Origin of the sequence: Variovorax sp. AB1(2024) (genome assembly GCF_037482385.2) — a bacterium.
Lineage (GTDB): Bacteria > Pseudomonadota > Gammaproteobacteria > Burkholderiales > Burkholderiaceae_C > Variovorax.
The window spans coordinates 3,830,853-3,844,121 of the sequence record NZ_JBBHKP020000001.1; the positions used below are offsets into that span (position 1 = coordinate 3,830,853).

Below are 13,269 nucleotides of genomic sequence, written 5' to 3' on the forward strand. Positions count from 1 at the left end.
ATGCAAAAAATTGCCCCAACAACCAAGATGCATCAGGGTAAACCATCGCACAAAAATGTATTTTGAATGCAAAACTGAAACGCGAAAGGACAGTCCATGCTGCAACTCGACATCCATCCCACCGGCCGCCACTTCCTCCAGATTCCCGGCCCCAGCCCCGTGCCCGACCGCATCCTGCGGGCCATGAGCCTGCCCACCATCGACCATCGCGGGCCCGAGTTCGGCACGCTGGGGCTGAAGGTGCTGGGCGGCATCAGGCAGGTCTTCAAGACGAAGCACCCGGTGGCCATCTACCCCGCCTCGGGCACCGGCGCATGGGAGGCCGCGCTCGCCAACACGCTGAGCCCGGGCGACCACGTGCTGATGTACGAAACCGGCCACTTCGCTTCGCTGTGGCAGAAGATGGCCACGCGGCTGGGCCTGTCGACCGAGTTCCTCGCGTGGTCGGGCACCGACGCGCAACTGCCCAGCGCGCCGAGCTGGCGCCGCGGCGTGCAGGCCGAGCTGATCGAAGCGCGCCTGCGCAAGGACACCGAAAAGAAGATCAAGGCCGTGTGCGTGGTGCACAACGAGACCTCCACCGGCGTCACCTCCGACATCGCCTCGGTGCGCAAGGCCATCGACGCGGCGGGGCACCCGGCGCTGCTGATGGTGGACAGCATCTCCGGCCTGGCCAGCGCGGACTACCGCCACGACGAATGGGGCGTGGACGTGTGCGTGAGCGGCTCGCAGAAGGGCCTGATGCTGCCGCCGGGCATCAGCTTCAATGCGCTGTCGCCGCGCGCGCTCGAAGCCTCGAAGACCGCGAAGCTGCCCAAGGCCTTCTGGGCCTGGGACGAGATCGTCGAGATGAACAAGGACGGCTACTGGCCCTACACGCCCAACACCAACCTGCTGTACGGCCTGTCGGAGTCGCTGGACATGATCCTCGGCGAAGGCCTGGACAACGTGTTCGCGCGCCACCAGCGCTGGGCCGCGGGCGTGCGCGCCGCCGTCAATGCCTGGGGCCTGCCGATGCAGTGCGCCGACCCGGCCGTCTACTCGCCGGTGCTCACCGGCGTGATCACGCCCGAGGGCGTCGATGCAGACGCGCTGCGGCGGCTGATCCACCAGCGCTTCGACCTTTCGCTGGGCACCGGCCTGGGCAAGCTCAAGGGCCGCTTGTTCCGCATGGGCCACCTGGGTGACAGCAACGACCTGACGCTGGTGGCCATGGTCGCGGGCGTCGAGATGGGCATGAAGCTCGCGGGCATCAAGCTGGCCGGCAGCGGCGTGCACGCGGCCATGGACCACTTCGCGAACCACACGGCACCGGCCGCGCTGCAGAAAGCCGCATAGGCACGCAGCACTGCCGGTGCAGCACCGGCAACAGCGCCCCCGGCGCGCATCGGATTCCTACCTACGACGGAGACAAAGAAGATGCAAAGACGTTCCCTCATCCAGGCCGCCGGTGCGGCCGCCGCCACGCTGGGCGTGCCCCGGCTCTTCGCGCAGGAGTGGCCTTCGGGGCCGGTGCGCATCGTGGTCGGCTTTCCGCCGGGCGGCGGCACCGACGCCCTGGCCCGCGTGGTCGCGCAGAAGCTCACCGTCATGTGGGGCCAGCAGGTCATCGTGGAGAACAAGGGCGGCGTGGCGGGCGTGCTGGCGGCCGACTACGTAGCGCAGCAGCCGGCCGACGGCAGCACGCTGCTCATGGCGCACATCAACAGCCATGCGCTGGCGCCCAGCCTGCAGCCCAAGCTGCGCTACAACGTGGAGCGCGACTTCGTGCCGATCGTGCTGGTGGGCGTCACGCCCAACCTGCTGATCGCCAATCCGGGGCAGAAGGCGCTGAGCGTGAAGGACATCGTGACCGCCTGCAAGGCCGCGCCGGGCACACTCAGCTTCGGCTCGGCCGGCGCGGGCTCGGCGCAGCACCTGGCGCTGGAAATGTTCAAGCTGCAGGGCGGCGTCGATGCGCTGCACGTGCCGTACAAGGGCAGCGGCCCGCTGCTGGCGGACCTGATGGGCGGGCAGATCCAGTACAGCTTCGAGACCATGACCGCGGCCACGCCGCACGTGAAGAACGGCCGCGTGATCGCCGTCGCGCAGACGCGCACCAAGCGCGCCAAGGGCCACCCGAACGTGCCGACCATGCAGGAGCAAGGCTTCCAGGGCTTCGAGGCGACCACCTGGTACGGGCTTGCGGGGCCGGGCAAGCTGCCGGCCTCCATCGCGCAGAAGGTGAACCGCGACGTCAACACCGTGCTGGCGATGCCCGACGTGCAGGAACGGCTGGACACCTACGGCGCCGAAGACGGCGGCGGCTCGCAGGACAAGTTCAAGCAGTTCATCAGCACGGAAATCGCGAAGTGGGCCAAGGTGGTGAAGGACGGCAATGTCCATGTCGAGACCTGAAGCTGGGAAGATCGGGCAGATGAACCCATCCCAGACCGCCCTTACCGACGCCCTCGTCGCCGCGCGCCGCGGCAACCGCACCCTCGACGCCACGCCCTGGCTCGACACGCTCGAAACCGCCGAGCAGGCCTATGAAGTGCAGGACGTCGTGGCCGCCGCGCTCGGCTGGTTCGGCGCGGCTGGCGTGCCCGGCACCTGGAAGTCGGGCGGCGGCTCGCGCAGCGCGACGCTCACGCATGCGCCGCTGCCGCCCGCCTGCGTTCGCCCGAGCCCGGCGGACTTCAGCGACCTGGTGTTCCACACGCCCGGCATCGAGGCGGAGATCGCACTGCGGCTCGGCCAGGACGTCACGCCCGCGCAGGCGGCGGCGCTCGACCACGGCAACGCCGCATCGGTCGTCGATGCCATGGCCGTGTCGGTCGAGATCGTCGATGCCCGCTGGCAAGACCTGCCCTCCACGCCCGCCCTGCTGCGCCTGGCCGATTCGCAGGTGCACGGCGCGCTGGTGATCGGCGAATGGAAGCCGTATGCCGCGCTTGATTGGTCTTCGCAGCGCTGCGAGACCAGGGTCGGCAATGCGGACACGGTGCTGCGCACCGGCACGCACCCGTTGGGCGACCCCACGTGGCTGCTGCCCATCTGGCTGCGCCACCTCACGCGCCACGGCCATACCGTGCCGGCCGGCACGGTCGTCACCACGGGCTCGTGGGTCGGCGTGCTGCCCTGCCGGCGCGGCGATCAGGTGTCGGCCGAATTCCCCGGTGTCGGCGCGGTCCGCTTGAGCGTGTAGCGCCCGCCGCCCACGCCGGAGCATGCGACCAGAAAGTCCAGCACCGCGCGCACCCGGGCCGGCAGCGTGCCGGCCTTGCCGATGTACACCGCGTGGATCGGCTCCACCTCGCAGGGATTGAACTCCTCCAGCAGCGGCACCAGCCGGCCCGCGTCGATGTCGTGCTGTATGTGATACAGCGACAGCCGGGCAACGCCCGCCCCCGCGATCGCCAACTGACGCAAGGTCTCGCCGTCGCCCGCGCGCACCGGGCCGGCCACCGGCAGCCACTGCGTTCGCCCGTCCACGCGCAGCGGCCAGTCGGGCGAATTGCGGCGGTAGCTCCAGCCCAGCCGGTTGTGCGCCTCCAGTTCCTGCGGCGTGCGCGGCGTGCCGTACTTCGCAAGATAAGACGGCGCGGCCACGATCGACTGGCTGGTCTCGCCGAGCCGACGCGCCACGAGGTCTGAAGACGGCAGTTGGCCCCAGCGGATAGCGATGTCGGCGCGCTCATCCATCAGGTCGACGATGCGGTCGGTCAGCGCGATGTCGAGCGTGATCTGCGGATGCATCTCCAGCAGGCGCGGCACCAGCGGCACCAACCTGTGCTGCCCGAATGACACGCTTGCATTGATGCTCACCCGCCCGCGGGGAGCGGCGCCGGCCGCGGCGCAACGCTCGGCCTCGTCCATGTCGGCCAGCACGCGCAGGCTGCGCTCGTAGAACTCCGTGCCTTCTGGCGTGAGCTGCAGCTTGCGGGTGGACCGGTGCACCAGCTGGATGCCCAGGCGCAGCTCCATGCGAGAAATCAGCTTGCTCACGGCGGAGGGTGTCATGCCCAGCAGGCGCGCCGCTGCCGAGAAACCGCCCGACTCCACCACCTGGACGAAGGCCTCCATTTCGCCGGAGCGGTTGACGTCGATGCGCGGCATGGCGGCCTCCTGATTCTGTGACTTCAAATCACAAATGCTTGTACTCGCGGCATTCTAGTCATCGAGCCCGTTTGTCTCCAAAGTACAGGGCATCATGCCAATCGCTCTACTTGCCCTCACCGCCGGTGCCTTCGGAATAGGCACCACCGAGTTCGTCATCATGGGCCTGCTGCTGCAGGTCTCGACGGACCTGAATGTTTCCATCACGGCCGCCGGCCTGCTGATATCGGGCTATGCGCTCGGGGTCGCGGTCGGTGCTCCCGTGCTCACCATCGCCACGCGCAAGCTGCCCCGCAAGACGGTGCTGCTCGCGCTGATGGCGATCTTCACGCTCGGCAACCTGGCCTGCGCGGTCGCGCCCAACTACGAAACGCTGATGGCGGCGCGCGTGATCACCTCGCTGGCGCACGGCACCTTCTTCGGCGTCGGCTCGGTGGTGGCCACCGGGCTGGTGGCGCCCGAGCGCCGGGCGTCGGCCATCGCGATCATGTTCACCGGCCTGACCGCCGCCACGCTGCTGGGCGTGCCGGCCGGTGCATGGCTGGGCCTGCACCTGGGCTGGCGCGCCGCGTTCTGGGCGGTCGCCGCGCTGGGCGTGCTGGCCTTCGCGGTGCTCGCCGTGTTCGTGCCGCGCAGCCGCACCGACGCGCCGCTCGCCCCGCTGCGCGAGGAACTGGCGGTGCTGGTGCGCCCGCAAGTGCTGCTGGGCCTTGCGATGACGGTGCTGGGGTTTGCCGGCGTGCTGGCCGTCTTCACCTATATCCAGCCGCTGCTGACGCAGGTCACGGGGCTGTCGGAATCGGCGGTGTCGCCGGTGCTGCTGGTGTTCGGCGGCGGGCTGGCCGTCGGCAACATCCTGGGCGGCAAGCTGGCCGACCGCGCGACGATGCCGGCCGTGCTGGGGACGCTGGCGGTGCTGGCGGTGGTGCTGGGCGTCATGCAGTGGGTCATCGGCACGCCATGGATGGCGGTGGCCTTCGTCGGCCTGCTGGGAGTGGCCTCGTTCGCCACGGTGGCTCCCATGCAGTTGCAGGTGCTCGAAAAGGCCTCGGGTGCCGGACAGAACCTTGCGTCGAGCCTGAACATCGCGGCCTTCAACCTAGGCAATGCGCTCGGCGCGTGGGTCGGCGGCGTGGTGATCGCGCACGGCCCCGGGCTGCGCGCACTGGGCTGGGTGGCGGCGCTGCTCACGCTCGCGGGCCTGGCCATCGCGCTGTGGAGCCGCGCGCTGGACCGGCGCGAACCGCGCCACACGCTGCACGATTGCGCTTCGCAAACCGCCTGAACCTTCTACTGGCGGGAATCCGCAGGAATCGCGGGAAAGGCAGAATCCAGGGACACCGAAGCCCCGTATCTACTGCGCAATGCCCTTTTCCCTTCAAGTCCGCCCCGCCGTTGCGACCGACGCGCACGCGCTGGCGGCCTTGGCCATCCAGGTCTGGCTCGACACCTACGCCACCGATGGCGTGAACGACCTGCTGGGGCGCCACGTGCTCGACGCGTTCACGCCGCCGGGCTTTGCCGCTTTGGCGCAGGACGCGGCAGCAGCGCTGCTGGTCGCGCAGAACGATGCGCACCTCGTCGGCTACGCGCTGTTGCGCTTCGGTGCAGCGCAGCCGCTCGCCTTGGCCTGCAACACGGAACTCTGCACGCTCTACGTGCAGGAACGGTTCACCCGGGCCGGCGTCGGCACGGCGTTGCTGGAGCAGGCACGCATCACGGTGAGGGAGCGCACCGGCGCCGATGCGATGTGGCTGGCGGTCAATACCCGCAACCAGCGCGCCTGCCGCTTCTACGAAAAGCACGGCTTCAGCCTCAAGGGACGAACCTGGTTCGCTCTGGGCGAAGACCGCCACGAGAACCACGTATTCGCCGTGCCCTGAGCACGGGCAGCCACAACCGCGCACCATCCATCGATGTACACAGCCCATTCCGCGAACGACGACAACCACGACACGCCCTCCCCGGCACGCCGCAAAAGCTGGTTTCGCAGCTTTCGCACGCAGGTGGCGCTGGGCTTCGGCGGGCTCGCGGCGGTGCTGGCCGTCACGCTCTCGCTGGTGCTGGGATCGATGTTCGCGCGCAAGAGCGAGGCTGACGAATCGGCCGTGCTGCGCACCATCGCGCGGAACGCATCCAAGGCGCTGGCGGACGGCCTCACCTCGCGCACGCGCGAGATCGAATTGCTCGCCGACTCGAGCACGCTCTGGAAGGACGGCCTGGGCGCCGAGCGCGTGATCCAGACCATCTCGCGCACCCAGGCGCTCACGCCCTACAGCGCGTGGATCGGCGTGGTGTCGCCCGACGGCGTGGTGCAGGCGTCCACCGGCAAGCTGCTGCTCGGCGCCAACGTGGCCGAGCGGCCGTGGTTCCAGGAAGGCCTGCTCGGCACGCACGTGGGCGACGTGCACGCCGCCAAGCTGCTCGCGGCGCTGCTGCCCAGGGGCAGCGACGGCGGTCCGCAGCGCTTCGTCGACTTCGCGGCGCCCATCCGGCGCGACGGGCAGCTGATCGGCGTGCTGGGCATGCACGGCAGCTGGGAATGGACCCGCAGCGTGGTGGAGTCGCTCTTCCCGGACGACGCCCTGGCGCGCCGCCTCGAGGTGTTCGTGCTGGACGCGAAAGACCATGTGATCTACGCGTCGGACGCCGGCTTCGACCGCTCGGCCGACCTCGGCGTGCAGCCGTCCGCCACGGGCGGCTCCGGGGTGAAGTTCGCGCGCGAATCGACGGGCGGCGAGTTCCTGATGGCCACCGCCTCCGTCGGGGCGACCGACGGCAAGATCGACCTCGGCTGGACCGTGGTGGCGCGCGAGCCCGCCGACGTGGCGCGCGCCGCGGCGCGCGACGGCGTCAGGAAGGCGCTGATGCTGGGCCTGCTCTGTGCCGGCCTGGCCTTCGTGCTTGGCTGGTTGCTGGCGCAGCGGCTCACGCGGCCGTTGCGGCAGATCGCGTCGGTGGCACGCGACATCGGTGCCGGCCGGCTCGACACCGGCATCCCCACCAATGCGGGCAGCTCGGAGGTCAAGCAGCTGTCGCTGGCGCTCGCGGGCATGACGGCCAAGCTGGTCAGCGCCAACGCCGAACTGGAGCAGCGCGTGAAGGAGCGCACCGCCGCGCTGGAAACCGCCAACGCCGAGCTCGACCGGCAGGCGCGCTTCGACGCCCTGACCGGCCTGCTCAACCGCCACGGCATGGAAGAACGGCTGCAGCAGGTGCTGGCCGTGTCGAACCCCGACACCGCGCCGCTCGGCATCGTGATGATCGACATCGACCACTTCAAGTCGGTCAACGACCGCTTCGGCCACGCCACCGGCGATCTCGTGCTGAAGGCGGTGGCCGGGCTCATGAAGACCCGGCTGCGCAAGTCAGATATAGCAGCGCGGCTGGGCGGCGAAGAGTTCGTGCTGATGCTGCCCGGCGCCAATGCGGCCGAGGCAATGCAGGCGGCCACGGAGCTGGTGCGGCTGGTGGGCGATGCGTTCATCGATCCGGTGGGCCACATCACCATCAGTTGCGGTGTCTCGCAGATGCTGCGCGACGAGGAAAGCGTGGCCAGCGCGTTGCGCCGAGCGGACAAGGCGCTCTACGCCGCGAAGTCGCTGGGCCGGAACCGCGCGGTGGCGCCGCCGCTGCCCTGACGCCGGCGCCCGCGGCGCTGCGCTCTTCTTGCCTCAGTGGGCCTCGGCCGTCGTGTCCGGCAAGTTCCTGATGGACATGAAGAACTCGAACCGGTTGCGCCCCGCCGCCTTCGCGTTGTAGAGCGCAGCATCGGCGCGCGCGAGCAGTTCCTCTGCCGTCACCAGTGAATCGGCGGCCCGGTGGAACGCGATGCCGATGCTGGTCGTGACTTCGATCTGCCGGCCGTCCATCTCGAAGGGCCGCTTGCCGATGCGATCCGTGATCTTGGCCGCGACGATGGCCACCGCCTCCTGGCCGCCGAGGTTCTCGAGCACCAGCACGAATTCGTCGCCCGCGAGCCGGGCCACCATGTCGGTGCCGCGCACGCTGCCCTGCAGGCGCCGCGCATATTCGACCAGCACGGCGTCGCCCACCGCGTGGCCGAGCGTGTCGTTGATGGCCTTGAAGTGGTCGATGTCGAGGAACATCAGCACGAGCGAATTGCCGGTGAAGCGCCCGCGCAGCACCGCGTCCGGCAGGTATTCGTTGAAGGCCAGCCGGTTCGGCAGGCTGGTGAGCGTGTCGAGCCGCGCCAGCTCGATGAGCTTGTGCTCCACCACCTTCAGCGCGGTGATGTCCAGCGCCAGCGAGAAGATGCCGTGCGTCAGGCCGTCGGACCGCACGTCGGGCACATAGATCACCTGGGTGATGCGCTCGAAGCCCTTGCGCTGGGTGCGCGCCTCGAACTCCACCTTCTCGCCCGCCAGCGCGCGCTCGATCATCGGCTTGCGCGAGAGATACACCTCGCGCCCGGAGATGTCCTGCATGTGGCGCCCCAGCACCTGCGTCGGGTCGAGGCCGAGCCACTCGCGGCTGGTGGCGTTGGCGAAGGTGATTTTTTCCTCGCGGTCGATGTAGGTGATCAGCGCCGGCATGCTGTCGGTGATGGCACGCAGCCGCAGTTCGCTCTCGGCCTGGCGCAGTTCGGCTTCCTTCAGCGCCGTGATGTTGAAGCTCATGAGGTAGAAGCCCACCACCTCGCCGCGCAGGTTCTTGTCGGGAATGAGGTTGACCTGGAAGAAGCCCTCCTTGCCCCGCGTGGGCGCACGCACCGAAAAGCGCACCTTCTTGCCGGAGAACATCACCGGCAGGTAGGGCTTGTGCTGCGCGTACATGGCGTCGCCAAGCGCGGTGCGCAGCGTCGTGCCCACCAGCGAGCCGTCGCCCACGCCTGCCATCTGCCGCGCCCGGATGTTGCCGAACAGGCAGTTCTGGTTGCGGTCGAAGTAGCCGACCAGCGCGGGGATGCTGTCGGTCACGTCGCGCAGCCGCTTTTCCTGTTCGGTCAGCGCCTTGTGGATGGTCACTTCCTCCGTGATGTCGAAGGTCATGGAGAACACGCCGCGCACCACGCCGTCGGCATCGATGTCGGGAATGTAGTGCGCCTTGAAAGTGCGATTGCCGATGCCCAGAGCGGGATCGCCCGGCTTCTCGATGATCACGGCCTCGCCGGCCAGCGCGCGCGCGATGTGCGGCTCCACCAGTGCGAAGTCGCGCTGGCCGCGTACCTCGGGCATCGCGCGGCCGACCAGCGGCGCGTTGTTGTGAAGCGCGCGCACGTGCGCATTGACGAAGGTGTAGCGCAGCGACGCATCGATGTGCGAGACCATCGCGGGAATGTTGTCGGCAATGGTGCGAACCTGCGCCTCGCTGTGCGCCAGGCTCTGCTCGGTGGCGCGGCGCTGCTTCATCAGCTCGTCGAAGGTGCGGGCGAGATCACCGATTTCGTCGTGCGCGTACTGCATCGGCGCCTCGATCTCGTGGGGCGACTGCTGCGCCACCTGCATGTGATGGTGCAGTTCGGCCAAAGGCCGCAGTTGCCGGCGCACCACGCCCAGCGCCAGCGCGCCCGCGGTCAGCGCCAGCAGCACGGCACCGATCCACGCGGCACGCTCGATGGCGTCGACACGGGCGAAAGCCTCGGCGCTGGGGTACATCGAGCCGACGATCCAGTTCGTCTGCTCGGTACGGTCGAAGGCGTAGAGGCCGGGCACGCCGCGCTCGTCTACGCCTTCGCTCGTGCCCTCGAAGCCAGCGATCGCGCGCAGCACCTGCGGCCCGGCTCCGCCTTCGGCCTGCACATGGTTGAGGATGCGCGACGTGCGCGGATGGTCGATCACGATGCCGTCGGTGGTCGTGATGAACAGGTACCCCGTCTTGCCGATCTTGACCTCGGCGAGCGCGCCCAGCACGTTGCGGTCCTTGAGGTTGATGGCCCCGGAAATCACGTACCGCACCTGCCCTGCACCGTCGAGCACCGGCGCGGTGATCGCCACCTGCGCCAGGCCGTTCAGCCGGTTGCGGTAGGGCTGCGAAATGATGCCGGCCTTGGACGCCACCGTCTGCTGGAAATAGGCGCGGTCCCTGATGTTCACGCTGCCGATGGGCACCGCGCCGCTCTGGTTGGCGACCAGGTTGCCTTCCATGTCGATGAAGGCGACGTTGTCGAAGGCCTGCTTGAGCGCCGCGTGCTTCTCCAGAAAGGCCTGCAGCGGCTCGGCGTCCTTGAAGTCCTGGGCCACCACGCTGTCGCCGAAAGTCTGCAGCAGGATGCGGCGGCTGCTCAGTTTCTGGTCGATCGCGTCCGCGACGGCGGACACCCTGGCCAGTTGCTCGCCAGCGATGGAGGCGCGCAGGCTGGATTTGACGAAATGCAGCGCGCAGGTCGCGATGGTGAACGTGGCGGTGAGAACCACCGCCGCCACCCCGAGGCTGAGGCGTGTGTGCAAACCGAAGCGCAGTTTCGAAGGGCCCGAGGGATTCATTATTGGTCTTGTTCAAGCTGCCGAGGCGTGTGCAGCGGGAGTCTCCGGCGACAGTATCGGGGCCTTCCATATCCCGATTTCCCCCGACTTCTCGTGCGTCGAAGATTTTAGACTTCGGGCCGTGGTTTCTCCGGACGGCGATTCTGCAGCTGCAAGATGGCTTGTGGAACGGCGAGCGCCTCCTGCCCGAGGGGTTCGTCAAGTTCGTGAGCACCGTCGCCTCGACGTGGGCGGCCGACAAGCGCCCCGTCTATGGGGGCTTCTTCTGGATCAACGGCACGGGCGCCTGCTCGGCCTTGACAAGGGAGAGGCGGCATCGACAACCAGCCTGCGGAAAGCCCTGTCGCTGCTGATGCAGGGCGTATCGGCGTCGCAGCGATAGCGAGGCAGGCAGCCCTTCAACGCTCGGGCTTGCTCAGGAGCGTCGGAACCACATACCCGTCGCGGTACACGCCTTCGATGCTCCCCTCCACCCGATCGGTCGAATGCGCTGCCACGAACTTCCCTTCCGCTTGCCGGTAGACGACGATGGTGCAGGACGAGCGCTTGCTGAGAATGCGGGCAACGCCTGTGGCCTGGCGAAGGGTCGGGTACGTCTCCATGGAGATCCTTGTCTAATTCCCCGGATCGTAGTCTTAAGGTACTCAGGATTCGCTCGGGGCTTGTCCTGAGCAGCTCGGACACGTGATCCGAAATGGCCGGAATTCGTGATTTATTCACATTTTCACGCAATACCTCCGTCGCGTGTTTACATCGGTATCAACCGATGCCCGGCTTCAGGCCAGCCCGTTCAGATGCTCATAGAGGATGAAGAACCCGATGCCGATCAGCAGCACGCCGCCGACGATCTCGGCGCGCTTGCCGACGACGGCGCCCAGCACGCGCCCCACCATCACGCCAAGCGTCACCATGGTCAGCGTGGCGAGGCCGATGGCGAGCGCGGTCCAGGCGATGTTGACGTTGATGAAGGCCAGCCCGACACCCACGGCCATCGCGTCGATGCTGGTCGCGAAACCGGTGATGGCCAGGGTCCAGAAGGAGTTGCGGCTGGGCTTGTCGTCCACCGCGTCGGGCGTGCCGCAGCCCTCCCAGATCATTCGCAGGCCCAGCACGCTGAGCAACGTGACCGCGATCCAGTGGTCCCAACGTTCGACGTAACTGGCGGCGGCCAGGCCGGCAGCCCAGCCGATGACGGGCGTTATCGCCTCGATGACGCCGAAGATGACACCCGTGCGCAAGGCTTCGCGCCAGGAGGGTTTGCGCAGTGCTGCGCCCTTGCCGACGGCAGCGGCGAAAGCATCCGTCGACATGGCGAATGCAAGAAGGATCGTGGAGGCAATGTTCATTTTGGAAGTAGCAAGCAAGGCCGGTTCAAGACGCCGCGGCGCACGAACCCGCCGGCCAAAGCCGCGTCCATGCACCGCTGGTCTCGCCAACCTTTCGGCTGCTCACGCCACGGTCGCAAGGTGCGAACCGAGTATGTTGACGTGAACGCTTCCGAAGTCCGGAAGCCGGCTACTCCCCAAGGGAGCGGCGATTCTAATCGCCTGCCTTGAAAAGGGCTCCGCGACAGCGCCTGCGACGGACGTAGGACTTTGCGGCTTGCAACGCGGTGAGCTCTTGTTCGCTCGGGTATGCCGCTTTAAGCGCCGCATAAGTTTCGGCCGAAACAATCACCGCCGGTAGCCCACTCTTTCCTCCCTCCTCCAGGGCTACCCTTCAACCCGCTCAGGCGGGTTTTTCTTTGGCTGGCCCAGCCATGCTGTGTGCGTTCTTCCGAGGTGCGCGCGCCGTGTGCCGCCTGCTGTGCTTCCTCATGCCCCGCTTCCATCCAGCGGCTGCAGCCCCTTCACCCAGTCGAATACCGCCGCCACGGCGGGCTCCGATCGCCGCGCCTCGGGGCACACCAGATGGAACGGCAGCCCCGGCAGTTCGGGGCCGAAGGGCTTCACCAGGTTGCCTGCGCGCAGTTCGTCCGCGATCAGCGCCAGGCTCATCAGCGCCACGCCCTGGCCCTGCAGCGCGGCCGACACGGTGTGCGTCTCGTCCGAGAACACCGGCCCCGCAGATACGTCGAGGCCGGCCACCTGCGCCTCCTGCTGCCATTCCGTCCACGTGCCCGGCTGGCTCCTGCTGCCGGGCAGCGCGAAGTGCAGCAGCGTGTGCCGCACCAGGTCGCTCCGCTTCTTCAGCTTGAGCGCAGGGCTGCACGCTGGCGCAAACACGTTGTCGAACAGCTTCTCGGCCACCATGCCCGGCCACTGGCCGCGTCCGTAGCGGATGGCGATGTCGGCGGTAACGCCGTCGAGTGCCACCGCCTCGTGCGATGCGTGGATGCGCAGGTCCAGCTTCGGATGCAGCGCACGCAAGGCGCCGACCCTCGGCAGCAGCCAGCGGGCCGCAACGGCCGGCGTGGCCGACAGCGTGATGGCCTGCCGCTGCGGCGGTGCCCGCAGCCGTGCCACTGCGTTGGCCATTGCATTGAACGATCCGCTCAGCACCGCCTGCAGTTCGCGCCCTTGCGGCGTGAGCACCAGTTGCCTCGGTTGACGGATGAAGAGCGCGACGCCGAGCGAGTCTTCCAGTTGGCGCACCTGGTGGCTGATGGCGGTCGGCGTGACAGACAACTCGCTGGCTGCGAGCTTGGCGCTGCAATGCCGCGCTGCCGCCTCGAAGGCACGCAGCGACGCCAGCGGCGGGAGTTGGCGCAGGTTGCTCATGAATG

General features: G+C 68.1%; 11 protein-coding genes and 1 riboswitch. Of the genes, 6 read left to right on the top strand and 5 right to left on the bottom strand.

From position 1 onward, the window contains the following. Positions 1-96 precede the first annotated feature (96 nt). The 3 genes from WIX39_RS17885 to WIX39_RS17895 all read left to right on the top strand — a co-directional run bounded on the left by WIX39_RS17885 (position 97) and on the right by WIX39_RS17895 (position 3,187). Positions 97-1,338 carry a pyridoxal-phosphate-dependent aminotransferase family protein gene (locus WIX39_RS17885; RefSeq protein WP_409195513.1) on the top strand — a complete coding sequence of 414 codons (1,242 nt, stop codon included), beginning with the start codon at positions 97-99 and terminating at the stop codon, positions 1,336-1,338. Positions 1,339-1,419: 81 nt separating this feature from the next. After that, positions 1,420-2,397, top strand: a complete 978-nt coding sequence (locus WIX39_RS17890) for a tripartite tricarboxylate transporter substrate binding protein (RefSeq protein ID WP_409195514.1) — start codon at positions 1,420-1,422, stop codon at positions 2,395-2,397. 19 nt (positions 2,398-2,416) lie between these two features. Continuing rightward, positions 2,417-3,187 (top strand): fumarylacetoacetate hydrolase family protein, encoded by a 771-nt coding sequence (locus WIX39_RS17895; protein ID WP_409195515.1) that lies wholly within the window; start codon positions 2,417-2,419, stop codon positions 3,185-3,187. Here the strand turns inward: WIX39_RS17895 and WIX39_RS17900 are convergent. Next, the gene (locus WIX39_RS17900) at positions 3,136-4,098 is read right to left on the bottom strand and encodes a LysR substrate-binding domain-containing protein (protein ID WP_409195516.1); all 963 of its coding nucleotides are present in this window, start codon (positions 4,096-4,098) and stop codon (positions 3,136-3,138) included. The two genes, WIX39_RS17895 and WIX39_RS17900, sit on opposite strands and share 52 nt — an antisense overlap. 94 nt (positions 4,099-4,192) lie before the next feature. On the opposite strand from WIX39_RS17900, the gene WIX39_RS17905 reads away from it, so the two are divergent. The 3 genes from WIX39_RS17905 to WIX39_RS17915 all read left to right on the top strand — a co-directional run bounded on the left by WIX39_RS17905 (position 4,193) and on the right by WIX39_RS17915 (position 7,739). Then, on the top strand, positions 4,193-5,383 hold the full coding sequence (locus tag WIX39_RS17905) for an MFS transporter (protein WP_409195517.1): 1,191 nt from the start codon (positions 4,193-4,195) through the stop codon (positions 5,381-5,383). Between the two features lie 79 nt (positions 5,384-5,462). Continuing rightward, complete coding sequence (locus tag WIX39_RS17910; protein WP_409195518.1) at positions 5,463-5,981, top strand: GNAT family N-acetyltransferase; 519 nt, start codon at positions 5,463-5,465, stop codon at positions 5,979-5,981. A 33-nt stretch (positions 5,982-6,014) separates the two neighbouring features. After that, entirely contained in the window at positions 6,015-7,739 is a 1,725-nt protein-coding gene (locus WIX39_RS17915) for a sensor domain-containing diguanylate cyclase (protein ID WP_409195519.1), read from the top strand. A gap of 33 nt (positions 7,740-7,772) precedes the next feature. Here the strand turns inward: WIX39_RS17915 and WIX39_RS17920 are convergent, their stop codons facing one another. From WIX39_RS17920 to WIX39_RS17935, 4 genes are all read right to left on the bottom strand, one after another. Continuing rightward, positions 7,773-10,508, bottom strand: a complete 2,736-nt coding sequence (locus tag WIX39_RS17920; RefSeq protein ID WP_409195520.1) for a sensor domain-containing diguanylate cyclase — start codon at positions 10,506-10,508, stop codon at positions 7,773-7,775. Between the two features lie 434 nt (positions 10,509-10,942). Next, a complete protein-coding gene (locus WIX39_RS17925) occupies positions 10,943-11,146 on the bottom strand; it encodes a hypothetical protein (RefSeq protein ID WP_081269463.1) in 204 nt (67 codons plus the stop codon). A 174-nt stretch (positions 11,147-11,320) separates the two neighbouring features. Further along, on the bottom strand, positions 11,321-11,890 hold the full coding sequence (mntP, locus tag WIX39_RS17930) for a manganese efflux pump MntP (RefSeq protein ID WP_409195521.1): 570 nt from the start codon (positions 11,888-11,890) through the stop codon (positions 11,321-11,323). A 14-nt stretch (positions 11,891-11,904) separates the two neighbouring features. Continuing rightward, positions 11,905-12,075: riboswitch (yybP-ykoY riboswitch) on the bottom strand. Between the two features lie 283 nt (positions 12,076-12,358). Then, positions 12,359-13,264, bottom strand: coding sequence for a LysR substrate-binding domain-containing protein (locus WIX39_RS17935; RefSeq protein WP_409195522.1), 906 nt, complete (start codon positions 13,262-13,264; stop codon positions 12,359-12,361). Between the last annotated feature and the right edge of the window lie 5 nt (positions 13,265-13,269).